Origin of the sequence: Modestobacter sp. I12A-02662, assembly GCF_041028325.1 — a bacterium.
Lineage (GTDB): Bacteria > Actinomycetota > Actinomycetes > Mycobacteriales > Geodermatophilaceae > Modestobacter.
The window spans coordinates 136,696-162,217 of the sequence record NZ_JABGDE010000012.1; the positions used below are offsets into that span (position 1 = coordinate 136,696).

The following is a 25,522-nucleotide window of genomic DNA, read 5'->3' on the forward strand; positions in this document are numbered from 1 at the left end:
CGAGGCGTGGGGGGAAGGGTGGTCCTCTCACTGCGTGGCGGCGGACCCGGTGCCCGCCGGGTCGTTGGGCTCGGTGCCGACCCCCGGGCCGGACTCGGTGCCGGGCGCCCCGACCGGGGCCAGCGAGCGGAGCAGGATCTGGCTCACGTCCAGCACCTCGACGTGCTCCTTCGCCTCGCCGGCCTGCTGCTTGCTGGTGACCGCGTCGGACAGCATGGTGATGCAGAACGGGCACGCGGTGGAGATGACGTCGGGATCGAGCTCGAGCGCCTCCTCGGTGCGCTCGACGTTGATCCGCTTGCCGATCTTCTCCTCCATCCACATCCGCGCCCCGCCGGCGCCGCAGCAGAAGCCGCGGTCCTTGCAGCGGTGCATCTCCTGGGTGCGCAGGCCCTGCACGGAGTCGAGGATCTCCCGCGGCGGCGTGTAGACCTTGTTGTGCCGGCCCAGGAAGCACGGGTCGTGGTAGGTGACCTTGCGGTCGACCGGGGTGACCGGGGTGAGCCGGCCCTCCTCGACGAGCGTGCCGAGCAGCTGGGTGTGGTGGACCACCTCGTAGTCGCCGCCGAGCTGCGGGTACTCGCGGCCGAGGGAGTTGAAGCAGTGCGGGCAGGTGGCGACGATCTTCCGCCGTCCGGCCGGCCGCTCCTCGAAGACCGCGTTGAGCGTCTCGACGTTCTCCATCGCCAGCTGCTGGAAGAGGAACTCGTTGCCCATCCGGCGGGCCGGGTCACCCGAGCAGGTCTCGCCCTTGCCGAGGACGGCGAACTCCACCCCGGCGATGTGCAGCAGCTCGGCGACGGCCTTGGTGACCTTCTTCGCGCGGTCGTCGATGGCGCCGGCGCAGCCGACCCAGAACAGGTACTCGACGTCGTCGGTGATCTCGCCGTCGACCGTGCGGACCTCGAAGTCGAGGTCCTTCATCCAGTCCTCTCGGACGTTGCCGCCCACGCCCCAGGGGTTCCCGCGGTTCTCCAGGTTGCGCATCATCACGCCGGCCTCGGAGGGGAAGCTGGACTCGATCATGGTCTGGTAGCGGCGCATGTCCATGATGTGGTCGACGTGCTCGATGTCGACCGGGCACTGCTCGACGCAGGCGCCGCAGTTCGTGCAGCTCCACAGCACGTCGGGGTCGATGACCCCGCCCTCCTCGAGGGTGCCGACCAGCGGGCGGTGCGCCTGGGCGTCGTTGGTGCCGGGGATGCGGGCGTAGCCGGAGGCCCAGACCTGCTCGTCGCTGGGCTCGAGGACCGAGTAGTCGGCGAAGTCCGGGGCGTCGTCGGACGCCTTGCGCTCGCCGGTGAGGTACGGGGCCTTGGCGTACAGGTGGTCCCGCAGGTCCATCACCACCATCTTGGGCGACAGCGGCTTGCCGGTGTTCCAGGCCGGGCACTGGCTCTGGCACCGCCCGCACTCGGTGCAGGTGGTGAAGTCCAGCATCCCCTTCCAGGTGAAGTCCTCGATCTTGCCGCGGCCGAAGACGTCGTCCTCGCCCGGGTCCTCGAAGTCGATCGGCTTGCCGTCGCTCATCATCGGCTGCAGCGGGCCCAGTGCGGGGGCGCCGTCCGGGTCGCGCTTGAGGTAGATGTTGAAGAAGGCGCTGAACCGGTGCCAGGCGACGCCGAAGTTCAGGATCCGGGAGATCACGATCAGCCAGACCAGGCTGACGACCACCTTGACGAAGGCGACGACCGACAGCAGGTCGGGGTTGGCCGGGACGATGTTCGCCAGCGCCCCGGAGACCGGGTGCGACCAGGCCGGCGCGTCGGTGAGCCCGGCGGCGACCTTGATCGCGCGGATGGTCAGGATGCAGACGCCGATGACCAGGACGACGGCCTCGACGAAGTACCCGCGGCCCTCGTTGGACCCGGCGAACCGGCTGCTGCGGCCCTGCCGGCGGGGGTGGTCGAGCTGCCGCCGGACGATCAGGTACAGGATGCCCAGCGTCGTCCCGGTGCCGATGACGTCGACGAAGAGGTTCCACAGGCTCCACTCGCCGATCAGCGGCAGGCGGAACGCCGGGTCCCAGACCTCGCCGAAGGCCTCGACCAGGGTGAGGAACAGGCCGTAGAACCCGACGAAGACGAACCAGTGGGCGACGCCGATGGCCGACCACTTGAGCATCCGGGTGTGCCCCAGCGACTCGATCGCCAGCGTCTTCAGGCGCTTGCCCACCGGCTGGGTGCGGCCGGGGTCGGGCTGGCCGGTCCGGAGGATCCGCAGCATCGCCCGCACGGCCTTGGTCGCGTAGACCACCGACACGACGAGCAGGAGCACGGCCAGCGTGCCGAGGACGATCTGAAGCGGGCCCATGGGCTCCCTCTCGTGCGCGGGTGCGGGCGACGTCGCCCACCCGGCACGGACGATAACCGGGCGGCCACACGCTACTCGTCGGTAACACGCGGTCCCGGCCCTCCCGGTGTGGTCGCCTCCCCGACGGCGCACCGCGCGGGTCGCGGCCACACGGCGCGGGTGCTCGGCCGAGCGCCTGCGCGTGAGGAATCCGGGACCCGGGGAACACCACGGCCGGGCCTGCCGTTACGGTGGGCAGGAAAGTTGAGCGGACCCGGCGCAAGGCGCTCGCGGCCCCTCGACCCCGGACCAGCACCACCCCACCCGCAGCAGAGGAGAGGCCTTCCATGGCACGAGCGGTCGGAATCGACCTGGGCACCACCAACTCCGTCGTCGCGGTCCTCGAGGGCGGTGAGCCCACCGTCATCGCGAACTCCGAGGGCTCCCGCACGACCCCCTCGGTCGTCGCCTTCGCCAAGAACGGCGAGGTCCTGGTCGGCCAGTCGGCCAAGAACCAGGCCGTCACCAACGTCGACCGCACCATCCGCAGCGTCAAGCGCCACATGGGCACGACGTGGAAGACCGGCGACATCGACGGCAAGCCGTACACCCCGCAGGAGATCAGCGCCCGCGTCCTGCAGAAGCTGAAGCGGGACGCCGAGACGTACCTGGGTGAGCCGGTCACCGACGCCGTCATCACGGTCCCGGCCTACTTCGAGGACGCGCAGCGGCAGGCGACCAAGGAGGCCGGCGAGATCGCGGGCCTGAACGTCCTGCGCATCGTCAACGAGCCGACCGCGGCCGCGCTGGCCTACGGCCTGGACAAGGGCGAGACCGAGCAGACGATCCTCGTCTTCGACCTCGGTGGTGGCACGTTCGACGTGTCGCTGCTGGAGATCGGCGACGGCGTCATCGAGGTCAAGGCGACCGCCGGTGACAACCAGCTCGGTGGCGACGACTGGGACGAGCGGGTCGTCAAGCACCTGGTGCAGACCTTCAACGCCCAGAGCGGCATCGACCTGTCCAAGGACAAGCTGGCCATGCAGCGGCTCCGGGAGGCCGCCGAGAAGGCCAAGATCGAGCTGTCCGGCGCGCAGTCGACCAACGTCAACCTGCCCTACATCACCGCCGGCGCCGAGGGTCCGCTGCACCTCGACGTCACGATGACCCGCGCGGAGTTCCAGCGGATGACCCAGGACCTCCTGGACCGCGCCAAGGCCCCGTTCAACCAGGCGATCCGGGACGCCGGCGTCAAGCTCAGCGACATCGACCACGTGGTCCTCGTCGGTGGCTCGACCCGCATGCCGGCCGTCACCGACCTGGTGCGCGAGCTGACCGGCGGCAAGGAGCCCAACAAGGGCGTCAACCCCGACGAGGTCGTCGCCGTCGGCGCCGCGCTGCAGGCCGGTGTCCTCCGCGGTGAGGTCAAGGACGTCCTGCTGCTCGACGTCACCCCGCTGTCCCTGGGCATCGAGACCAAGGGCGGGATCATGACCAGGCTCATCGAGCGCAACACCACGATCCCGACCAAGCGCTCGGAGATCTTCACGACGGCCGACGACAACCAGCCGTCCGTGCAGATCCAGGTCTTCCAGGGCGAGCGCGAGATGGCCGCCTACAACAAGAAGCTCGGCATGTTCGAGCTGACCGGTCTGCCGCCGGCGCCGCGCGGCGTGCCGCAGATCGAGGTCGCCTTCGACATCGACGCGAACGGCATCGTGCACGTCCACGCCAAGGACCTCGGCACGGGCAAGGAGCAGTCGATGACGATCACCGGCGGGTCCGCCCTGCCCAAGGACGACATCGAGCGCATGATGCGGGACGCCGAGGCGCACGCCGAGGAGGACAAGCGCCGTCGCGAGGAGGCCGAGACCCGCAACCTGGCCGAGTCGCTGCAGTACCAGACGGAGAAGTTCCTGGCGGAGAACGGCGACAAGATCCCGGCCGACAAGAAGGACGAGCTCGGCGAGGCCCTCACCGAGCTGCGCTCCTCGCTGGGCGGCTCAGACATCGCCGCGATCAAGGCGGCGCAGGAGAAGGTCGCCCGGGTCTCGCAGGAGGTCGGTGGCGCGCTCTACGCCCAGGCCCAGGCCGACGGTGCCGGTGCCGCGGGCGAGCCCGGTGCCGCGGGCTTCGGCGGCGCGACCGGTGGGGCCGGCGCGACCGGCGACGCCGGCGCGACGAGGTCCTCGGACGACGACGTCGTCGACGCCGAGATCGTGGACGAGGACACCGACAAGCGGTGACGACGCCGCTGGGTTCCAGAACCGCCGGCCCGGGGTCCCGGGCCGGCGGTCGCGGAGGTGAGCGATGAGCCAGCAGGACGAGCAGGCGCCGCGGGTCGTGATCCGCGACAAGCGGCGCATCGACCCGACCGGCGCCCCGGTGGCGCAGGGAGAGCAGATGAGCGAGCACGACATGGGGGCGGCTCCGGTCGCCGAGCAGGCCCCGCTGGTGGACGACGAGCTCGCCCGCCAGCTGGCCGAGCGGACCGAGGACCTGCAGCGGGTCACCGCCGAGTACGCCAACTACCGGCGCCGGGTGGACCGCGACCGGGTCCTGGTCGTCGACCAGGCCGCCGAGCGGTTCGCCGGGCAGCTGTTCCCGATCGTCGACGACATCGAGCGGGCCCGTGACCACGGTGACCTGACCGGCGCGTTCAAGCTCGTCGCCGACCGGGTGCTGGGGCTGCTCGACGGGCTCGGCGTCGAGTCCTTCGGCAAGCCCGGTGACCCGTTCGACCCCTCACTGCACGAGGCGGTGCTGCACGACACCTCGCCGGAGGTGGCGGTGCCGACCGCCACGACGGTGCTGCGCCCGGGCTTCCGCCGGGGCGACCGGGTGCTGCGGACGGCGATGGTCGGGGTCACCGACCCCGAGCAGGCGGCCGCCCCGGCGGCAGAGCCGGTCGCGGCGGCGGAGCCGGTCGGGACGGCGGAGCCGGTCGGGACCGCGGAGCCGGCAGGGAGCGCGGAGCCGGCCGACGGGCAGCCGGGCGAGGACCCGGCGGCCCGCTGAGCCCAGCGCTCCACCCGGCCCGGTCCCCGCACAGCGGGGGCCGGGCCGGTACCCCGTCAGCACTGCAGAGAGGAGGCGCCCGATGAGCAGCACCCGGGACTTCATCGAGAAGGACTACTACGCCGCCCTGGGCGTCCCCAAGGACGCCGACGCGGCGGCCATCAAGAAGGCCTACCGGCAGCTCGCCCGCGAGCTCCACCCGGACAAGAACCCCGGCAACACGCAGGCCGAGACCCGCTTCAAGGAGGTGTCGGAGGCCTACGACGTGCTCTCCGACACCAAGCGGCGAGCCGAGTACGACGAGGCCCGGCGGCTGTTCGGGGCCGGGGGGTTCCGGCCCGGCGCCGGCACGCCCGGCGCGGGCTTCCCCGGCGGGTTCCCCGGCGGCGCCGGGGGCACGACGTTCGACTTCGGCGACCTGCTCAACGGCGCCGGTGCGGGCGCGGGGCGCGCCGGGGGGCTGGGCGACCTGTTCGGTGGCCTGTTCGGTGGCGCCGCGGGCCCCGGCGCGAGCGCGCGCACCCGGAGCCAGGCGGCGTCCGGCCCGGCTCGTGGCCAGGACGTCGAGACCGAGGCGACCCTCGCCTTCGACGAGGCCGTGCTGGGCGTGACCGTGCCGCTGCGGATGCAGAGCCCGGGCACCTGCCCGACCTGCGCCGGCACCGGCGCGAAGCCGGGGACGAGCCCGCACACCTGCCCGGTGTGCAACGGCGCCGGCGTCACCAGCCGCAGCCAGGGCGCCTTCGCCTTCTCCGAGCCGTGCCGTGAGTGCCGGGGCACCGGCTCGGTCGTCGACGACCCCTGCGCCGACTGCCGGGGCAGCGGCGTCACCACGCAGATCCGCACGATCACCGTGCGCATCCCCGCGGGGGTGAAGGACGGCCAGCGGATCCGGCTGCCCGGCAAGGGCGCGCCCGGTCGCCGTGGCGGCCCGGCCGGTGACCTGTTCGTCGTCGTCCACGTCAGCGGCCACGACCTCTTCGGCCGCAGCGGGGAGGACCTGACGCTCACCGTGCCCATCTCCTTCGCCGAGGCCGCCCTCGGGACGACGCTCACCGTCCCCACCCTCGAGGGCTCGGTGTCGCTCAAGGTGCCGGCCGGCACGTCCAGCGGCCGGACGTTCCGCGTGCGGGGGCGCGGCGTGCACGGCAAGGGCCACTCCGGGGACCTGCTGGTCACCGTCGAGGTGGCCGTGCCCACGCGGCTCACCCCCGGCGCTCGCGAGGCCGTCGAGAAGCTCGCCGCGGAGCTGCCCGACGACCCGCGCCCGGAGATCACCGCGGTCCTGCGTGAGGGGGGTTCCCGATGACCACGTCCGACACCGGCCGCGGCTTCGCCGAGGACGCCCCGGTGTTCGTCATCTCGGTGGCCGCCGAGCTGGCCGGCATGCACGCGCAGACCCTGCGCCAGTACGACCGGCTGGGCCTGGTCAGCCCGGGGCGGACCCCCGGCGGCGGTCGTCGGTACAGCCCGCGCGACGTCGAGCTGCTGCGCGAGGTGCAGCGGCTGAGCCAGGAGGACGGCGTCAACCTGGCCGGGATCAAGCGCATCATCGACCTCGAGTCGCGGGTCGAGTCGCTGCAGGTCCGGGTCACCGAGCTGCTGCACGAGCTCGAGGTCTCCGAGACCCGTCGGATCGCCGCCGAGTCGGCGGTCGCTGCGACGTACCGGCGGGACCTGGTGCCGCGCACGTCCGGCTCCGCGCTGGTGGTCTGGCGCCCGTCGTCCTGACCGGGCGGGAACGATGCGTCGTGGTCGCACGTCGGAACGGGCGTGAGCGTGAGCACTGAGCTGGACAGCCACGCGGCCTTCGTCGCCCTCGAGCGGGAGGTCGCCCTGTTGCTGCGCCGGTCGCGGGCGATCAGCGGTCGGCTGGGTGGGGAGCTCCACCGCGGCCTGGACGGCGCCGCCTACGGCCTGCTGGTCCTCCTGGACGACGCCGGGGCCCTGCGCGCCAGTGACGTCGTGACCCGGCTCGGCCTGGACAAGAGCACGGTGAGCCGCCAGGTGGCCTCGCTGGTCGACCTCGGGCTCGTCGACCGCGCGGCGGACCCCGCCGACGGTCGGGCGCAGGTGCTGTCGATCTCCGTCGAGGGACACCGGCGCCTGGCCCAGCTGCGGGACGCCCGCCGGGCCCGCTGGGAGGCCGACCTCTCCGACTGGGCGCCGCACGACGTCGCCACCCTGGCCGAGCTGCTCGGCCGGCTCAACCGACTGGGCGAGGAGCGCGAGGCCGAGGTCGACGAGCGCGCGCAGAGCTGACCGGCCGACCCGGGACGCGGACGGGTCCGGCCCCCGCGGGGGCCGGACCCGTCGCGCTGTAGGCCCCGCTGCAGGGGGCAGGGTGGTCCTCGGTCAGTCGGGGATCATCCAGCCGAGCACCGGTGTCGACTGCAGCACCACGAGCAGGCACATGAACACCAGGAGCAGCAGGCTCCAGCCGAACACCTTGCGGAAGATCTCGCCCTCCCGGCCGGCCATCCCCACCGCCGCGGCGGCGATCGCCAGGTTCTGCGGACTGACCATCTTCCCCAGCACGCCGCCGGAGGTGTTGGCCGCCGCGAGCAGGACCGGGTCCAGCCCGGCCCGGGCGGCGGTCTGCACCTGCAACGCACCGAACAGCGCGTTCGCCGAGGTGTCCGACCCGGTCACCGCGACCCCGATCCAGCCCAGGATCGGCGACAGGAAGGTGAAGAACGCCCCGGTCTGGGCCAGGTAGGCGCCCAGCGTGGTGGTCTGCCCCGACTGGTTCATCACGTAGGCCAGCGCCAGCACCGCCATCACCGTGACGATGGCCCACTTCAGCTCGTTGTAGGTGCGGCCGTAGGTCTTCAGCCCGCGGGCGGGGGAGATCTTCAGCACCAGCATGGTCAGGATGCCGGCGAAGATCATCAAGGTCCCCGCGGACGAGAACCAGTTGAGGTTGTAGTTCGTCGAGGACAGCTCGGTGTCCGAGCCCGGCCCGAAGACGTCCAGCCCCGGCCAGGGGATCAGGTAGGTCCACGGCTGCTCGGCGAAGAATGCCTTCACCGGGCCCAGGCTGAAGATCGAGAAGATCACGATGATGATCAGGTAGGGCGCGTACGCCTTGAAGACCTCGGACCCGCTGTCCCGGATCGGTCCGTCCGCCCCGGCCCCGCCGGCCCGGTGCCCGGTGCCCGGTGCGTGGTCGTCGCGCTGGTCCTGCTCGCCGGGCCGCCCGCCCAGCGTCTCGTCGGCCGTCACGCCGGCCGACCCGCCGCCGACCGGCGCGTCGTGGCGGGCCAGGTCGGGGGACTCCACCGGGCTCCACACCCGCAGGAGGGCGACGACGGCGGCCGCGGACACCAGCGCGGCGATGATGTCGGTCAGCGGCACCGAGATGTAGTTGGCCGAGATGAACTGGGCGACCCCGAAGGCGATGCCGGACACGATCGCCGGCAGCCAGGTCTGGCGCAGCCCGCGCTTGCCGTCGACGACGAAGACGAGCAGCAGCGGCACGAAGACGGCCAGGATCGGCGTCTGCCGGCCGACCATCGCGCCGAGGACCTCCGTCGTCAGACGGGGATCGTCGTTCACCCCGGAGGTGACGGTCGCCAGGGTGATGATCGGCGTGGCCAGCGCACCGAAGGCGACCGGTGCGGTGTTGGCGATGAGGGCGACGACGGCGGCCTTGAGCGGGGCGAAGCCCAGCGCCATCAGCATGACCACCGAGATCGCGACCGGGGTGCCGAAGCCGGCCAGCGCCTCGAGCAGGGCACCGAAGCAGAAGGCGATGATGATGGCCTGGATCCGCTGGTCGGGGCTGACCTTCTCGAACGAGCGGCGCAGCACGTCGAAGTGGCCGGTCTCGACCGTCAGGTTGTAGACCCAGATCGCGTTGATGACGATCCAGAGGATCGGGAAGAAGCCGAACGCCGCACCCTCGGTCGCGCTCAGCAAGACCTGGTCGACCGGCATCGAGTAGAAGACGACCGCCACCAGCATGGCGACCAGCAGGGACACCAGGCCGGCGATCCACGCCTTGACCTTCAGCGCCCCCAACAGGACGAACAGGGTGATCAACGGCAGGGTGGCGCAGAGGGCGGAGAGCCCGAGCGACCCGCCGACCGGGTCGAGTACCTGTTCGAACAACGTCTCACCTCATCGTGAGCAGGGACGAGCGTTCCGGGTGGAGCGTGACGTTCCGGAGGAGCAGGTGCAACCGGGAGCGGGTCGGTCGTGCCCGGCCCCTCCTGGGCCGGGCACGACCGGGCGAGCGGTGGCCGGCAGGCTCCCTTCTCAGCCGGGTCGGATCACTGGTCCGTGGTGGCCGGCTGGGCCAGGGCGGTGCCCGGCCCGGACAGGGCACGCTCGAGCAGCTCCTCGACGGGCACGCCACGGATCGAGGCGTCGAGCACCTGCACGGTGTGCGCGACCGGCATCCGCTTGCCCATCCGGGCCAGCGTCGTCGCCACCTGCATCCAGCAGCCGGGGTTCGCGGTCACCATCAGGTCCGCTCCGGTGGCGAGGACGGCGGCCGCCTTGCGCTCACCCAGCTCCCGGGCCGGTTCCGGCTGCAGCATGTTGTAGGTACCGGCGCTGCCGCAGCACAGTTCGGCCTCGGTGAGCTGCTTGAGCTCGATGCCGGGGATGCCCCGCAGCACCTTCCGCGGCTCCTCGCGGATGCCCTGCGCGTGGGCCAGGTGGCAGGCGTCCTGGTAGGCCACGGTCATGGGCAGCGGGTGCCGCTCGGCGACCGGCCCGAGCGCCACGAGGATCTCGCTGATGTCCCGGGCCTTCTTCGCCAGCGCCTCCGCCCGCTCGGCCCATTCCGGCTCGTCGCGCAGCTGGTGGCCGTACTCCTTGACGTTCGACCCGCAGCCGGCGGCGTTCAGGACGACGTAGTCGACCCCGGCCCGCTCGAAGGTCTCGATCGTCCGCTTGGCGAAGCCGAGGGCCTGCTCCTCGCGCCCCCCGTGGCCCGGCAGGGCCCCGCAGCAGCCCTGGCTGCGCGGCACGATGACGTCACAGCCCTCGGCGGCCAGGACCCGCACGGTGGCGGCGTTGACGTCGGGGAAGAAGGTGCCCTGGACGCACCCGGCGAGCAGTCCGACGACCGCCCGCCGCTGGCCGACGGCCGGCGTCCGCTCGGGGACGCGTTCCACCGGGCCGAGCTTCGGTGCGAGCGACTCCATGGCCTGCAGCGGTGCCGGCAGCTTGCGCATCAGCCCGGTGCGGGTCAGCAGGCTGCCGAGCCGACTGGCCTGGTAGGCGCGCAGCGGCCCCCGCAGGGCCCGCAGCCGCTTCGGGTAGGGGAACAGGTTGTAGATGAGGTCGCGGTAGAGCTTCTCCGCCCGCGACCGCTCGTACCGCCGCTCGATCTGCGGGCGGGTGGCCTCGATGAGCTTGTCGTACTGGACGCCGGACGGGCACGCGGTGACGCACGCCATGCAGCCCAGGCACTGGTCGAAGTGCCGCACCATCGAGTCGTCGAGGGGCTCGCCCTCCAGGGCCTCCTTCATGAGGTAGATCCGCCCGCGGGGGCTGTCCATCTCCTCGCCCCAGAGCACGTACGTGGGGCAGGTCGGCAGGCAGAACCCGCAGTGGACGCAGTCGCCGATGAGGGCCGGGTCCGGCGGGTGGTGGTCGTCGAAGGCCGGCTGCACGGCCTGCCGGGTGCTCGGCAGCCCGAGCAGGGTCGAGGTGCCCACGGTGGCGGCCCCGGTGCCGGCGGGCAGGTCGATGTCCTGGCCGAGGTCCAGCGGGCGGCGTGCGCCGACGACCGCGGAGGGCGCCGCGTCGGTGGCCCGGGCGGCGCCGGTGGGCGAGCCGTCGGGCAGGTCGGCGACCGAGTCGCGCACCGGGTTGGTGTTCGCGGAGGCGCCCGGGGACCCGGGCGGCGGCGAGTCGCCCTGACCGTGGCTGCCCGGGGTGATCTCCGTCATCTACAACCCTCCGACGAACCGGCCCGGCGACATCCGTCGCTCGGGGTCGAACCGCTCCTTCACGCGCCGCATCAGGTCCAGCGCATCCCCGACCGGGCCCCAGTGGTCCAGCTGGTCGCGGACGCCGTCGGGTGCCCGCAGCACCACCGCGGTCCCGTCGTGCGGCGCCAGGGCGGCACGCAGCCGGGGGAGCGACTCTGCCGCGTCCGCAGCCGGAACGGCCACGTGGGACACGCCCGTGGCGGCGTGCGCAGCCACCGAGGCGCCGGCGGGGAGCGCGGCCAGCACCGCCGACAGCGACGCCGGTGCGTGGGCCACCCGCAGCAGCACGTCGTCCGCGCCCCCGGGCCGCCGGCCGAAGTCCTCCGGCAGGTCCTCGGACTCCTCGCCCCCGCCGAGCAGGGTGACGGCGGCCCGGGCCTGTCCCGCCACCGACTCCGCGATCGACTCGAACAGCACGACCAGCCGCGCGGGGCCGTCGGCGTCCGCGATCAGCTCCACGGCTGACGGGGTGAGGGTCGAGCGGGCCAGGGTGATCGACAGGGGGCCGGCAGCCGCGGCGTCGGGCAGCTCGAGCGTGACCACCCGGCGCGCGGGCGGAACGGGGTGCAACCGCCAGGTCGTGGAGGCGACCACGCCGAGCGTCCCGTGCGCCCCGGTGAACAGCTTGCCGAGGTCGTACCCGGCGACGTTCTTGACGACCTTGCCGCCGGCGTGCGCCACGGTGCCGTCGGCGAGGACGACGGTGATGCCGATGAGCAGGTCGCGCGTGGTGCCGTACTTCAGCCGGCGCGGGCCCGACGCGTTCGCGCTGACCACGCCGCCCAGCGTGGCGCCGTCCTCGGGCGGGTCCAGCCCCAGCAGCTGGCCGGCCCCGCCGACCTGCGCCTGGAGGTCGGCCAGCGGCACCCCGGCCTCGGCCACGACGGTGAGGTCGCCGGCCACGTGCTCGACGACCCGGTCGAGACCGGTGAGGTCGAGCAGCAGGTCGCAGGACTCCGGCGGGGCCGCCCAGGTCAGCTTGCTGCGCGCGCCGACCGGCACGACGGTGCGCCCGTCGGCCGCCGCGGCCCGCATGACGTCGGCGACCTCCTCGACGGTGCCGGGCCGGACGACCTCGGCCGGCACCACGCCACCGACGGCGTCGTCCGGGCCGCCGGTCCGGCCGGTGAGGGCGGGTGCCGTCATCAGAAGACCTCGCCCAGGCCCGCTGCCTGCACCGGGTGCTCGCCCTTCCGGGCACCGGGCCGCTCGCCGCACAGGCGCGGGGTCGGGAAGACCTTGCCGGGGTTGGCGATGCCGTCGGGGTCGAACGCGCACCTCAGCAACTGCATGGTGTCCAGGTCCTCGGGGGTGAACTGCTTGCCCATCTTCATGCGCTTCTCGTGGCCCACCCCGTGCTCCCCGGTGATGGAGCCGCCGGAGGTGATGCAGAGCTCGAGGATGTCGCCGGCCAGCTCCTCCGCCTCGTGGGCCTGGCCCTCGACCGCGTCGTCGAACAGCACCAGCGGGTGCAGGTTGCCGTCGCCGGCGTGGAACACGTTGGCCACCCGCAGGCCGCGCTCGTCGGCCATGCGCTTCATCTCGGCCAGCACCTCGGGCAGCTTGGTGCGCGGGATGACGCCGTCCTGCACGTAGTAGCTGGGGCTGATCCGGCCGACCGCCGCGAACGCCGACTTGCGGCCCTTCCACATCAGCGCCCGCTCCGCGGCGTCCGCGGCGATGCGGATCTCGAAGGCGTTGCGCGCCCGGGCCATCTCCTCGACCTGCGCGAACTGGGCCTCGACCTCGACCTGCGGGCCGTCGAGCTCGATGACCAGCACCGCCACCGCGCCCTCGGGGTAGCCGCAGGCCACCGCGGCCTCGGCGGCCTCGATGGCCAGCGCGTCCATCATCTCGACGGCGGCGGGCAGGATCCCGGCAGCGATGATGTCGCTGACCGTGCCGGCGGCGTCCTCGACCGTGCGGTAACCCACCAGCATGGTCTGCACGGCCTCGGGGACCCGGATCAGCCGCAGGGTCAGCTCCGTCGCGACCCCGAGGGTGCCCTCGCTGCCGATGAAGGCGCCCAGCAGGTCGTAGCCGGGGTGCTCGGGGGCGCGCCCGCCCAGGTGCACGACCTCGCCGTCCGGCAGCACCACCTCGGCGCCGAGCACGTGGTTGACCGTGAACCCGTACTTCAGGCAGTGGGCACCACCGGCGTTCTCGGCCACGTTGCCGCCGATCGAGCAGACCAGCTGGGACGACGGGTCGGGTGCGTAGGCCAGGTCGAAGGGTGCCGCGTCACGGGTGACCCACAGGTTGATGACCCCGGGCTCGACGGTGACCTGGCGGTTGTCCGCGTCCACCGGGCTGAGCGCGCGCAGGCGGGACAGCACGAGCAGGACGCCGTCCGCGCTGGGGAGCGCACCGCCGGAGAGCCCGGTCCCTGAGCCGCGCGCCACGAACGGGACGCCGGCCGCGGAGCACAGCCGGACCGTGTCGACGACGTGCTGCCGGCTCTCGGCCAGCACCACGATCGCCGGGGTGACCTTGAAGTTGGCCAGCCCGTCGCACTCGTAGGTGCGCACCTGGGTGCGGTCGGTGAGCACGCGCTCGATGCCGACCGCGGCTCGGAGCTGTTCGGCCAGCGCGGTCGTGCGCGCGGACACGGCTGGCTCGGCCAGCGCGGTCATGCCGTCTTCTCCATGCCGCTCATGGTGTTCCGCCTCCGTCGCCGGACCTGCAGGGGTGGAGCGCCCGAGGGGCCGGAGAATCCACTCCGGCCCCTCGGGGTCGTACGTCAGGTCGTGCGCTCGCCCGCCGGGACGGTCAGGGGTCGGGTGCTCGCCGGCCAGGGCCGTCTCGGTGCACGTGCGTGACCATCGTCTCACCGACCCCCGGCGAGGGCATCTCCACCCATGGTGATCACACCGTTCACCAGCGAAGAAACTTCCACGAGATGGAAGGTTCCATCTACCAAGTGGAAAACGTATTCTCCCTACCAGTCGGGTCAAGGCGACGGGAATGCCCCGCGCGGTCCGGCGGAGGACGGGAGAGTGGCGGGTATGGCCGCGATCAAGGGTGCGGTGGGCAGCACGGGGGACGGCGGTGTGCAGTCCCTCGAGCGCGCGTTCCTGATCCTCGAGCTGATGGCCGACGACGGCGGCGAGGTGGCGCTCTCCCGGCTGGCCGTGGAGAGCGGCCTGCCGCTGTCCACGATCCACCGCCTGGTGCGCACGCTGGTCGCCCGTGGCTATGTGCGCCAGCTCCCCTCCCGCCGGTACGTGCTCGGCCCCCGGCTGATCCACCTCGGCGAGAGCTCGTCGCGGACCATGGGCAGCTGGGCCCGCCCGCACCTGAGCGCCCTGGTGGACAGCACGGGCGAGACCGCCAACCTGGCGATGCTGGACGGCGACAAGGTCGTCTACGTGGCCCAGGTGCCCTCGCGGCACTCGATGCGCATGTTCACCGAGGTGGGCCGCCGGGTGCACCTGCACTGCACCGGGGTGGGCAAGGCGCTGCTGGCCCAGCTGCCGGAGGACACCGCCCGCGAGCTGCTGGAGCGGGGCGGGATGCCCCCGCGCACCGTCAAGACGGTCACCGACGTCGACGAGCTGCTCGCCCAGCTGCCGCAGATCGCCGCGCAGGGCTACGCCCTCGACGACGGGGAGCAGGAGATCGGCGTCCGGTGCATCGCCGTGGCCGTCCCGGGCGGGCCGGCGGCCACGGCGATCTCGGTCTCCGGGCCCGAGGGGCGCGTGCCGATGGAGAGCGTCCCGGGCATCGTCGCCGAGCTGCGGGCCACCGCCGTCTCGCTCGCGAGCGAGTTCGACGAGGATGGCCCGCGGGCGCTCAGCGGCCGGTCCAGCTGACCTGCTCCCGGGCCACGAAGGCGGCGACGCCGGCCCGGAAGTCCGCGCTGCCGAACACCTCCCGGACCAGGTCGTCGCCGTCGGGCAGGTTGGCCCGCCGGAGCCGGGCGACCGCCTGGCCGGTGGCCTTCATGCTGAGCGGGGCATGGCTGAGGAGCACCTCGACCAGCGCGGTCAGCGCGGGCTGCAGCTCGCCGTCGGGCACCACCTGGCTGACGAACCCGGCGCCGGCGGCGTCCTCGGCCGACAGCAGCCGGGCCCGCAGCAGCATGTCCAGCGTCCGCGCCGGCCCCAGGTGGTGCACCAGCAGGGAGTAGCTGTTCATCGACAGGCAGTTGCCGAGGGTCCGGGCGATGGGCACCCCGAAACGCGAGGACACGGTCGCGATCCGCAGGTGGCAGGCGGCCGCGATGGCCAGCCCGCCGCCGACGCAGGCGCCCTCGACCGCGGCGATCGTCGGGACGCCGACGTCCTCGAGCCGGTTCACCACCCGGGTGATGCGCTCCTCGTAGGCGATGCCGTCCTCGCCGCTGGTGAACTCCTGGAACTGGCTGATGTCGGTGCCGGCCACGAAGGCCCGGCCGCCGGCCCCGCGGAGCACCATCACCCGCACGGAGTCGTCCCCGTCGGCCCGGTCGCAGGCCTCCACCAGCCCCTCGTACATCGCGAAGGTCATCGCGTTGCGCGCCTCGGGCCGGTTGAACAGCACGTGCAGGACGGCGCCGTCCTGGGTGACCTCGAGCTCGCTCATGCGCCTTCACCCGGAACGGCGGGCTGCGGGCGGGTGGGGGCGGCGACCTCGGAGTCCAGCGGCGGGGGACCGGGCGGGGCCACCGCGTCCACGACGTCGGCCGGCACGCCGGCCCGGGTGAGCACGGTCCGGGTGTCGGCGCCCAGCGGCGGCCCGGCGACCCCGCGGACGGCGGGGGTGCGCGACATCCGCATCGGCGAGCCGATCTGCCGCACGGGTCCCAGCGAGGGGTGCTGTGCGTCCCAGAAGAAGTCCCGCTGGCCCAGGTGGTCGTCGGTGAAGACCTGGCCGTAGTCGTTGATCGGCGCGGACGGGACGCCGGCCTCGTTGAGCGCCGCCAGCAGGTCCGCGGTCGTGCGGGTGCGGGTCCGGGACTCGATGACGTCCAGCAGCTCGCCGCGGCGGGCGTGCCGGCGGGATGGGTCGGAGTACCCCTCGTCGGCCAGCTGCTCGGCCATGTCCAGCGTGCTGCACAGGCCGGCCCAGGTGTTGGGCGTGTTCGCCCCGATGGTGATCCAGCCGTCGGCGGTCTGGAAGGCCTGGTACGGGGCCTGGCTCTGGTGCGCCGAGCCCAGCGGGCCACCCACCTCGCCGGTGGCGAAGTACTTGCCGGCCTCCCACACGGCGAGGCTCACCCCGGCCTCGAACAGGGAGACGTCGATCGCCTGGCCCAGCCCGGTCCGGTCGCGCTCGCGCAGCGCCGCGGTGACCCCCAGGGCGAGGTACAGCCCGCACACCAGGTCGCACACCGGGACGCCGACCTTGACCGGCTCGCCGCCGGGGGTGCCGGTGATGCTCATGATCCCGCTGCGCGCCTGGGCCATGATGTCCAGCCCGGGCAGCGGCGCGAGCGGCCCGTCCTGCCCCCAGCCGGAGCCGGAGGCGTAGACGACCCGCGGGTTGACCTCCCAGATGTCGGCGGCGCCGAGGCCGAGCCGCTTCATCGCCCCGGGCCGCAGGTTCTCGATGACGACGTCGGCGGTCCGGACGAGGGCGAGGAACGCGTCCTTGCCCGCCGCGGACTTCAGGTCGAGCGCGACGGACTGCTTGTTCCGGTTGAGCCGCAGGTACGGGGAGCTCTCCCCGTCGAGGAAGGGGCCGCTGGCCCGGACCGGGTCCCCGGCCCGGGGGTCCTCGACCTTGATCACCTGCGCGCCGAGGTCGGCGAGCTGCATGGCCGCGTAGGGGGCGGCCATGAAGACGCCCACCTCCAGCACGGTGATCCCGGTGAGGGGCGGGCGGGCGGTGTCTTCCGTGGGTGCGGGTCTGCTCATGGGTTGCCTCCGCGTGTGGTTGCCGTGGGTGGATCGTGGCCTGCACATGACTGCGCCCCGGCAGGCGGGTCGGCCGGCCGGGGCGCAGTTCGTCGATCAGGGCAGTGCTGCTGCCGTCCTCACAGCCAGCCGGGGACGACCAGGATCAGCCAGGTGACCAGCGGGATGATCGCGACCATCGAGAAGCCCCAGACCATGAGGTTCTTGAAGGTCCGGTCGCGCTCGGCCTCGGTGGCGTTGGCCACCACCAGGGCACCGCTGGTGGAGAACGGGCTGGAGTCCACGATGGAGGACGACAGCGCCAGCGCGGTGATGAGGCCGATCGCCCCGATCGCGTTGTCGCCCTGCAGGAACGGCACGGCCAGCGGGATGAGCGCACCGAGGATGCCGGTGGTCGACGCGAAGGCCGAGACGATGCCACCGATGTAGAGGATGAGCAGCGCGGCGATCAGCGGGACGCCCAGCTTGGCGACGTTGTCACCGAGCCAGCCGGGGACGTTCTGGTCCTGCATGAGCCCGACGTAGGTGACGATGCCGCAGATCAGCAGCACGGTCGGCCAGGCGATCTGGCCCACGGCGCCCTTCGCGCCGCGCGGGGCGACGATCGACAGGAGCACGCCGACGGTGATGGCCATCAGACCGATGTCCAGGTCGAAGACCAGCGCGCCGAGCACCAGCAGCACCAGGCCGCCCAGGGTGAGCGCCCGGTCCCGGTCCAGCGTGGTGACCTGGCCCTCGTGCGGCTCCTCGGCCAGCGCGGTGGTCTGCACGGCCTTGGTGTCCGCACGCTCGCCGGCGGTGGGGTGGTGGTGTCCGGGCTCGCCGTGCCGCGGCTCGGTGACCTGGCCGCCGGAGATCGCGGCACCGCCGGTGCTGGTGCTGCCCACCGCGGTGCGGCGGGCCGGAGCCGGGCCACCGGGGATGTCGGCCCCGGTGTCCTCGGTGGCGTCGCCGGCGACGGTGGCCGCGACGAAGTCGTCGTCACCCCGGTCGGTGACGTCCACCCGGCCGCCGCCCAGCAGCTTGCGGCCGCCGAAGAGGAAGAACACGACGATCGACAGCAGGATGTTGATGACGATCGAGGCGCCCCACAGGAACATCGGGCTGCCCGGCAGGTCGTTGTCCGCGACCACGGTGTTGGTGATGACACCGAAGATCGACAGCGGCGAGAAGCCGCCGGCGGTGGCGCCGTTGATGATGAACAGGCCCATCAGCACCGGGTTGATCCCGTACCGGCGGGCGAAGGACATGCCGACGGGGGCGATGATGGCCACCACGGCCGGCACCACGCCGCCGATCGCGGTCAGCGCGCCGGTGACGGCGAACATGGCCCACGGGATGGCCACCAGCTTGCCGCCGGAGGCCTTGACCGCGGCGTGGACGAGCCAGTCGACCGTGCCGTTGTTCTTGGCGATGGCGAAGAGGTAGGTGACACCGACCAGGACGACGAACAGCGACCCCGGGAAGAACCCGAAGACCATGTCGTCGTAGCCCTCTTCACCCCCGGAGTAGATGAAGTAGGCGGCGACGAAGGCCGCGACGAACCCGAGGGCCCCCATGTGCACGGGCAGCACCGTGGCGACCAGGAAGATCACCAGAAGTATCAAGATCAGGACTAGCTGTACGGACACCGGCGTCCTCAGGCTCGGAGCGGGCACCATCGCCCGCTGGTTGAGCTTCCGCGATGCGGAAGTGCGTTTTCGCTAGCGGGGAAGTCAAGACGACTAGCACCCCCGTGTCAAGCGTCACACGTCACGTTGCCTCGACTTCGGTAATCCGCCTGACGGTAGTAGTCTCCCGCATGGTGGACTTCGAGCATCACCGCCGGAGTCTGATGACCGAGAGGCCGGAGGCATGTCAGTGACGACGAGCACGGGTGGAAGGCACTTCCTGCAGATCCCGGGGCCGACCAACGTCCCGGACCGGGTGCTGCGGGCGATGGACTTCCCCACGATCGACCACCGGGGACCGGAGTTCGCCGCGCTGGGCAAGGAGGTGCTGGAGGCCGTCAAGGCGCCGTTCGGCACGACGCAGCCGGTGATCATCTACCCCGCCTCAGGCACCGGCGCCTGGGAGGCGGCGCTGGTCAACACGCTGTCCCCCGGCGACCGGGTGCTGTGCTTCGAGACCGGCCACTTCGCGACCCTGTGGCAGAAGATGGCGACCGAGATGGGCCTCGAGGTCGACTTCGTGCCGGGCGACTGGCGGCACGGCGTCCCGCCGGAGGCGGTGCAGGAGAAGCTGGCCGCGGACACCGGGCACGAGATCAAGGCCGTCATGGTGGTCCACAACGAGACCTCCACCGGCGTCACCAGCCGGGTCGGTGAGGTGCGCCAGGCGATCGACGCCGCCGGGCACCCCGCCCTGCTGCTGGTCGACACGATCTCCTCGCTGGGCAGCATCGACTACCGCCACGACGAGTGGGGCGTCGACGTGACCATCTCCGGGTCGCAGAAGGGGCTCATGCTGCCGCCGGGGATCAGCTTCAACGCCATCAGCGACAAGGCCCTCGAGGCGTCGAAGACGGCGAAGCTGCCGCGGTCCTACTGGAACTGGGAGCCGATCCTCGCCGCCAACGCGAACGGCTTCTGGCCCTACACGCCGGCCACGAACATCCTCTTCGGCCTCAAGGAGGCCCTGAAGATGCTGGACGAGGAGGGCCTGCCGAACGTCTACGCCCGGCACACCCGGCACGCCGAGGCCACCCGCGCCGCGGTCCGCGGCTGGGGCCTGGAGGTGCTCGCCCTCGACGAGCGCGAGTACTCCGGCTCGCTCACCGCGGTCCTGCTCTCCGACGAGTACGACGCCGACGCCGTGCGGGAGCTGATCCTGCGTGAGTACGACATGTCCCTCGGCGCCGGCCTCACCAAGCTGGCGGGCAAGGTCTTCCGCATCGGCCACCTCGGCCACTTCAACGACCTGACCCTGGCCGGCACGCTCGCCGGCGTCCAGATGGGTCTGGTGCGCAGCGGCGTGAAGATCGACCCGACCGGTCTGCAGGCCGCTCTCGACCGGCTCCAGCAGCCGTGACCGCCGCGCCCGAGCGCGCTCGCGTGGGCGCGGAGGAGCTGGAGCGGGAGCTGACCCGCGCCCTGGACGGGGAGGTCGCCTTCGACGACTACACCCGGCACCTGTTCAGCCAGGACGCGTCGATGTACACGATGATGCCGATCGGCGTCGCCTACCCGGCGCACGCCGCGGACGTCGCGGCCGCGGTCCGGCTGGCCAACGAGGCCGGTGTCCCGGTGCTCGCCCGCGGGGCGGGCACCAGCCTGGCCGGGCAGACCGTCGGCCCGGGTCTGGTGCTCGACCTCTCCCGGCACATGCACCGGATCACCGAGATCGACCCGGAGGCGCGCACGGCCCGGGTCGAGCCCGGCGTGGTGCAGGACGACCTGAACCGGGCCGCCGCCACGCACAAGCTGATGTTCGGGCCGGACACGTCGACGTCCAACCGCGCCACCATCGGCGGGATGATCGGCAACAACTCCGCCGGCAGCGGCTCGGTGCGCTTCGGCATGACGATCGACCACGTCGAGGAGGTCGACGTCGTCCTGGCCGACGGGTCGACGGCCACCTTCGGCGTCGTCGACGAGGCCGAGCGGGCCCGCCGCGCGCAGGGGGACACGCTCGAGGCGGAGATCTACCGCCGGCTGCCGGAGATCGTCGCCGCGAACGGCGCGGCGATCGCGTCCGGGTTCCCGGAGTTCTGGCGGCGGGCCGGTGGCTACCGCCTGGACCGGCTCACCGACGGGCAGCCGTTCGACCTGGCGAAGTTCATCGTCGGCTCCGAGGGCACCCTGGCGATCGTCACGGCGGCGCGCGTGGGCCTGGTGCCCAAGCCGTCGAAGCAGGTCTTCGCCGTCGGTCACTTCGAGACCGTGCAGAAGGCGATCAACGCCACCGAGGACGCGCTCTCCCTCGAGCCCGCCGGCGTGGAGCTGCTGGACCGCACGATCCTCGACCTGTCCCGGCAGAAGATCGAGTACGCCGCGCTCGGCAAGATCCTGGTCGGCGACCCGGACGGGCTGCTGTTCGTCTCCTTCACCGGGGACGACGAGGCCGAGCTGGTCGACAAGATGGACCGGTTGATCGAGCTCTGGGAGCGCAACGGGCACGGGTACCACACGCTGCGGGCGGTCACCCCGGCCCAGCAGGGTGCCCTGATGAAGGTGCGCAAGTCCGCCCTCGGGCTGCTGATGGCCAACTCCGTCGGTGCCCGGCGGCCGCTGGCGTTCGTCGAGGACACCGCCGTCGACCCGAAGTACCTGGCCGAGTACACCGCCCGGTTCAAGGACGTGCTGGACCGGCACGACCTCGAGGCCGGGTTCTACGGCCACTGCTCGGTCGGCTGCCTGCACATCCGCCCCTTCGTCGACCTGACCAAGCCGGGTCAGGTCGAGGTGATGCGCTCGGTCGCCGTGGAGATCAAGGACCTGGTCCGCGAGTACGGCGGGGTCAACTCCAGCGAGCACGGCGACGGGCTGGCCCGCAGCGAGTTCAACCGCGAGCTGTTCGGCGACGACCTGTACGAGGCCATGCGTGAGGTGAAGCGGGTCTTCGACCCGCAGAACCGGCTCAACCCGGGCAAGATCGTCGACTCCCCGTCGATGACCGAGCACCTGCGCGACGCCAACCCGCCCCAGCCGGGGCCGCTGCGCACCCGGCTGCAGTTCGACGTGGTCGGCGGCATGTTCGGCACCGCCGACCGGTGCATGAACATCGGGTTGTGCCGGAAGTCGACCACCGGCGCGATGTGCCCGTCCTACATCGCCACCCGGATGGAGGAGCACTCCACCCGCGGCCGGGCCGGTGCCCTGGTCAAGGCGCTGAGCGAGGGCGACCCGCACACCGCTCTGGGCGACGAGCGGCTGCACGAGGCGCTGGACCTGTGCCTGATGTGCAAGGCCTGCAAGAGCGAGTGCCCGTTGGGCGTGGACATGGCCGCGATGAAGGCCGAGGCGCTGGCGCACAAGTACGACGAGCACGGCATCCCGCTCCGGTCCCGGGTGTTCGGCGCCATCCGCACGCTGAACCGGCTGGGATCGGCGACGGCGCCGCTGTCGAACCTGCCCGGGAAGATCAAGCCGCTGCGGGCGGTGCTCGACTCGAGGCTCGGGATCGCCCGCCAGCGGAGGCTGCCGGTCTTCCAGCGGACCACGCTGATCCGCTGGTTCAAGAAGCACCAGGCACCGGCCAACGCGACCCAGCAGCCGGTCACCATGCTGGCCGACTCCTTCACCAGCTACACCGAGCCGGGCATCGGCCAGGCCGTGGTGCGGCTGCTGGAGGCGGCAGGGCACCCGGTGCGGCTGGAGAGCAAGGGCTGCTGCGGCCGCTCGAGCATCTCCAAGGGGTTGCTCGACGACGCCCGGGGCAAGGCGCAGAAGCTGGCGGCGAACCTGTGCGCCGGCGCCGAGCCCGGGTCGCCGATCGTGGGGTGCGAGCCCTCCTGCATCCTCACGCTGCGCGCCGAGCACGTGCAGCTGCTGCCCGACGACCCGAACGTGCGCGACGTCGCCGCACGGGTCCGGCTGCCGGAGGAGCTCCTCGTCGAGGCCATCGACGACGGGCGCCTGCGGCTGCGGGAGGACAGCTGGCTGGCCGGGCGGACGGTCGTGTTCCACGGCCACTGCCACCAGAAGGCCGAGGCGGGCACCGCGGCGACCGTGGCGCTGCTGCAGCGGATCCCGGGCGTCACGGTGCAGGAGCTCGACGCCGGGTGCTGCGGCATGGCCGGGTCCTTCGGGTACGAGTCCGAGCACTACGACGTGTCGCTGCAGGTCGGGGAGGACCGGCTCTTCCCGGCGGTCCGGGCGGCCGCGCCGGACGCGGTCATCGCCGCGACCGGCGTCTCCTGCCGGGAGCAGATCTTCCACGGCACGGAGCGGAACGCGTGGCACCCCGCCGAGCTGGTCCTGGAGGCCCTCGCCTCGTAGTAGAAGGGCCCCCTCGCCCCCACCGCTCGCAAGCTCGCGGCGGGACCCTGCGAGGGGGCCGCACGACGCAAGGCCCGTCCCCGGAGACCCCGGGGGCGGGCCTTCCGTCGTCGTGCGTCCGTGGGGACCGTCACATCTTCGTGAGGTTGCTTGCGGCAACCAATGAGCGCACGATGTGTGCTGTCTACATGTAGCGGGGGTCCCCCCGCGGACGGCGAACAAGGACGGCGACGTGCACCTCACCCCGGAGACCTCCGAGCGGCTGACCGCCGGCGTGGCCCGGCTGACGCGCACCGCCCGACAGCTCGGCCACCGGGTGGCCGCCGACCTGTACGGCGACCTGCCCTCCTTCGGCTGGGCGATGCTCGTGCCGCTGGAGCAGGACGGCCCGCAGCGGTGCAGCGCGCTCGCCGTCGCCGCCGGGGTCGACGTCTCGGTCGCCAGCCGGCAGGTGGCGGCGCTGGAGCGGGCCGGCTACGTGCAGCGGCAGCCCGACCCGCGGGACGGGCGGGCCAGCCTGATCAACCTCAGCGCCGCCGGCGTCGCCGCGCTCGCCCGCACCCGCGAGGTGCGTGGCCAGTGGGCCGTCGCCGCGCTCGACGACTGGACCGAGGGCGAGGCCCGTCAGCTCACCGCACTGCTGGAGAAGCTGGCCGACGGGCTCGACCGGGCCGGCCGCCGCCCGGTCGTGCCGCCGTCCCGACTCCCGGCCGATGCGCCGCCGACCGCCGCCGTCCGGTGACCCCCGCCGTCGTCCCCCGCCGCCCTGAACGCACCACCAGGAGAACCCGCATGAACACCCCCGCCGCCGTCCGGCCCGCCGCCGGACCCGCTGCGCCACCGGCTGAGCAGCAGGGCCGGATGAGCCACCGGCAGATCCTGGAGGCGCTCTCCGGGATGTTGCTGGCGATGTTCGTGGCCTTCCTGTCCTCGACCGTGGTCTCCAACGCCCTGCCGACGATCATCACCGACCTGCGCGGCACGCAGAGCCAGTACACCTGGGTGGTCACCGCCACCCTGCTGGCCTCGACGGCGTCCACGCCGATCTGGGGCAAGCTCGCCGACCTGTTCAGCAAGAAGCTGCTGATCCAGCTGTCGATCGTCATCTTCATCGTCGGCTCGATGCTGGCCGGGCTCGCCCAGTCGGTGGACACGCTGATCGGCTGGCGGGTGCTGCAGGGGCTGGGGCTCGGCGGGCTGCAGGCCCTCGTGCAGATCGCGATGGCGGCGATGATCAGCCCGCGGGAGCGCGGCCGGTACTCCGGGCTGCTCGGCTCGGTGATGGCGGTGGCCACGGTCGGTGGCCCGCTCCTCGGTGGCCTGCTGGTCGACACGAGCTGGCTGGGCTGGCGCTGGTGCTTCTACGTCGGAGTCCCGTTCGCCGTCGTCGCCCTGGTGCTGCTGCAGCGGACTCTGAACCTGCCGGTCACCAAGCGGAAGGTCACGATCGACTACCTCGGCGCCGCCTTCCTCACCGCAGGTGTCTCCGCGCTGCTGATCTGGGTCACCCTGGCCGGCAGCAGCTTCGCCTGGGCCTCGGTCGAGACCGCGCTGTTCCTCGCCGGCGGCGTGCTGGCGATCATCGCCTTCGTCGTCACCGAGCTGCGGGCGGTGGAGCCGATCGTGCCGCTGCGGCTGTTCGAGGACCGGACGACGACGCTCGCGATCATCGCCAGCGTGGCGATCGGTGTCGCGATGTTCGGCTCGACCGTCTTCCTCGGCCAGTACCTGCAGATCTCGCGGGGCTACTCGCCGACCGCGGCCGGCCTGCTCACCATCCCGATGGTCGGCGGCCTGCTGGTCTCCTCGACCGTCTCCGGCATCCTGATCACCCGCCACGGCAGGTGGAAGCGGTACCTCGTCGCCGGGTCGCTGCTCGTGGCCGGCGGCTTCGGGCTGCTGGCCACGATCGACCACGCGACCGACATGGTCCTGCTGGGCGTCTTCCTGGCGGTGCTCGGCATCGGGATCGGGATGACGATGCAGAACCTGGTGCTGGCCGTGCAGAACACCGTCGCGGCGACCGACCTGGGGGCGGCCAGCTCCGCGGTCGCCTTCTTCCGCAGCCTGGGCGGCACCATCGGTGTCTCGGTGCTCGGCGCGGTGCTGTCCAACCGGGTCGGCGACCTCATCCAGCAGGGCCTCGCGACCGTCCCCGGCGCGGCGGAGGCCGCGGCCGGCGGCTCCGGGGAGATCGGCCTGGCCTCGCTGGCCAACGCGCCGGCGCCGATCCGCGAGCTGATCCAGGTCTCCTACGGGGACGCCACCGGCCGGATCTTCCTGATCTCCGCGTGCCTCTCGGTCATCACGGTCCTCGCCATCGTCTTCATCCGGGAGGTGGCGCTGCGGACCGAGACCGGTGACGAACGGATGCGGACCGAGGCCGACGCCACCGCCGACGTCGACGGGGAGCTCGCCGGCCACCCCCGCGGCTGAGCCCGGACGACGAGGGCCTGCCTCCCCGCGTGGGAGGCAGGCCCTCGTGTCC

General features: G+C 72.5%; 18 protein-coding genes. 10 read left to right on the forward strand and 8 right to left on the reverse strand.

Annotation, left to right across the window (positions count from 1 at the left end; genetic code table 11):
* Positions 1-27: 27 nt before the first annotated feature.
* Positions 28-2,313, reverse strand: coding sequence for a (Fe-S)-binding protein (locus HL189_RS18130; RefSeq protein WP_369135116.1), 2,286 nt, complete (start codon positions 2,311-2,313; stop codon positions 28-30).
* 326 nt (positions 2,314-2,639) lie between these two features.
* Here HL189_RS18130 and dnaK point away from each other — a divergent pair, with 326 nt between their 5' ends.
* From dnaK to HL189_RS18155, 5 genes are all read left to right on the forward strand, one after another.
* The gene (dnaK, locus tag HL189_RS18135; protein ID WP_369135117.1) at positions 2,640-4,538 is read left to right on the forward strand and encodes a molecular chaperone DnaK; all 1,899 of its coding nucleotides are present in this window, start codon (positions 2,640-2,642) and stop codon (positions 4,536-4,538) included.
* A gap of 64 nt (positions 4,539-4,602) precedes the next feature.
* Positions 4,603-5,310: a nucleotide exchange factor GrpE gene (grpE, locus tag HL189_RS18140; protein ID WP_369135118.1), complete on the forward strand. Its 708-nt coding sequence runs from the start codon at positions 4,603-4,605 to the stop codon at positions 5,308-5,310.
* 82 nt (positions 5,311-5,392) lie between these two features.
* Complete coding sequence (dnaJ, locus tag HL189_RS18145; RefSeq protein WP_369135119.1) at positions 5,393-6,619, forward strand: molecular chaperone DnaJ; 1,227 nt, start codon at positions 5,393-5,395, stop codon at positions 6,617-6,619.
* Positions 6,616-7,041, forward strand: coding sequence for a helix-turn-helix transcriptional regulator (locus HL189_RS18150; RefSeq protein ID WP_369135120.1), 426 nt, complete (start codon positions 6,616-6,618; stop codon positions 7,039-7,041). The genes dnaJ and HL189_RS18150 overlap by 4 nt, the downstream gene beginning before the upstream one ends.
* Before the next feature lie 42 nt (positions 7,042-7,083).
* The gene (locus HL189_RS18155) at positions 7,084-7,572 is read left to right on the forward strand and encodes a MarR family winged helix-turn-helix transcriptional regulator (protein ID WP_369135121.1); all 489 of its coding nucleotides are present in this window, start codon (positions 7,084-7,086) and stop codon (positions 7,570-7,572) included.
* Between the two features lie 93 nt (positions 7,573-7,665).
* On the opposite strand, the gene HL189_RS18160 is transcribed toward HL189_RS18155, so the two are convergent.
* The 4 genes from HL189_RS18160 to HL189_RS18175 all read right to left on the reverse strand — a co-directional run bounded on the left by HL189_RS18160 (position 7,666) and on the right by HL189_RS18175 (position 13,891).
* The gene (locus tag HL189_RS18160) at positions 7,666-9,423 is read right to left on the reverse strand and encodes an L-lactate permease (protein ID WP_369135122.1); all 1,758 of its coding nucleotides are present in this window, start codon (positions 9,421-9,423) and stop codon (positions 7,666-7,668) included.
* A gap of 161 nt (positions 9,424-9,584) precedes the next feature.
* Positions 9,585-11,216, reverse strand: a complete 1,632-nt coding sequence (glcF, locus tag HL189_RS18165) for a glycolate oxidase subunit GlcF (RefSeq protein ID WP_369135123.1) — start codon at positions 11,214-11,216, stop codon at positions 9,585-9,587.
* Entirely contained in the window at positions 11,217-12,404 is a 1,188-nt protein-coding gene (locus HL189_RS18170; protein ID WP_369135124.1) for an FAD-binding oxidoreductase, read from the reverse strand.
* Entirely contained in the window at positions 12,404-13,891 is a 1,488-nt protein-coding gene (locus HL189_RS18175; RefSeq protein WP_369135125.1) for an FAD-linked oxidase C-terminal domain-containing protein, read from the reverse strand. Before HL189_RS18175 ends, HL189_RS18170 begins: the two co-directional genes overlap by 1 nt.
* 372 nt (positions 13,892-14,263) lie before the next feature.
* Here HL189_RS18175 and HL189_RS18180 point away from each other — a divergent pair, with 372 nt between their 5' ends.
* A complete protein-coding gene (locus HL189_RS18180; RefSeq protein ID WP_369135126.1) occupies positions 14,264-15,070 on the forward strand; it encodes an IclR family transcriptional regulator in 807 nt (268 codons plus the stop codon).
* Here HL189_RS18180 and HL189_RS18185 read toward each other — a convergent pair.
* The 3 genes from HL189_RS18185 to HL189_RS18195 form a co-directional block, all read right to left on the reverse strand.
* Positions 15,051-15,821, reverse strand: coding sequence for an enoyl-CoA hydratase/isomerase family protein (locus HL189_RS18185; RefSeq protein WP_369135127.1), 771 nt, complete (start codon positions 15,819-15,821; stop codon positions 15,051-15,053). The genes HL189_RS18180 and HL189_RS18185 overlap by 20 nt on opposite strands.
* Positions 15,818-17,095: a CaiB/BaiF CoA transferase family protein gene (locus HL189_RS18190; RefSeq protein WP_369135128.1), complete on the reverse strand. Its 1,278-nt coding sequence runs from the start codon at positions 17,093-17,095 to the stop codon at positions 15,818-15,820. The genes HL189_RS18185 and HL189_RS18190 overlap by 4 nt, the downstream gene beginning before the upstream one ends.
* Before the next feature lie 119 nt (positions 17,096-17,214).
* Entirely contained in the window at positions 17,215-18,726 is a 1,512-nt protein-coding gene (locus HL189_RS18195; protein ID WP_369135129.1) for an SLC13 family permease, read from the reverse strand.
* Positions 18,727-18,949: 223 nt separating this feature from the next.
* On the opposite strand from HL189_RS18195, the gene HL189_RS18200 reads away from it, so the two are divergent.
* From HL189_RS18200 to HL189_RS18215, 4 genes are all read left to right on the forward strand, one after another.
* Complete coding sequence (locus tag HL189_RS18200) at positions 18,950-20,125, forward strand: alanine--glyoxylate aminotransferase family protein (protein ID WP_369135130.1); 1,176 nt, start codon at positions 18,950-18,952, stop codon at positions 20,123-20,125.
* Positions 20,122-23,034, forward strand: coding sequence for an FAD-binding and (Fe-S)-binding domain-containing protein (locus HL189_RS18205; RefSeq protein ID WP_369135131.1), 2,913 nt, complete (start codon positions 20,122-20,124; stop codon positions 23,032-23,034). The genes HL189_RS18200 and HL189_RS18205 overlap by 4 nt, the downstream gene beginning before the upstream one ends.
* Before the next feature lie 232 nt (positions 23,035-23,266).
* Positions 23,267-23,776 carry a MarR family winged helix-turn-helix transcriptional regulator gene (locus HL189_RS18210; RefSeq protein WP_369135132.1) on the forward strand — a complete coding sequence of 170 codons (510 nt, stop codon included), beginning with the start codon at positions 23,267-23,269 and terminating at the stop codon, positions 23,774-23,776.
* A gap of 50 nt (positions 23,777-23,826) precedes the next feature.
* Positions 23,827-25,470, forward strand: coding sequence for a DHA2 family efflux MFS transporter permease subunit (locus tag HL189_RS18215; protein ID WP_369135133.1), 1,644 nt, complete (start codon positions 23,827-23,829; stop codon positions 25,468-25,470).
* Positions 25,471-25,522 lie beyond the last annotated feature (52 nt).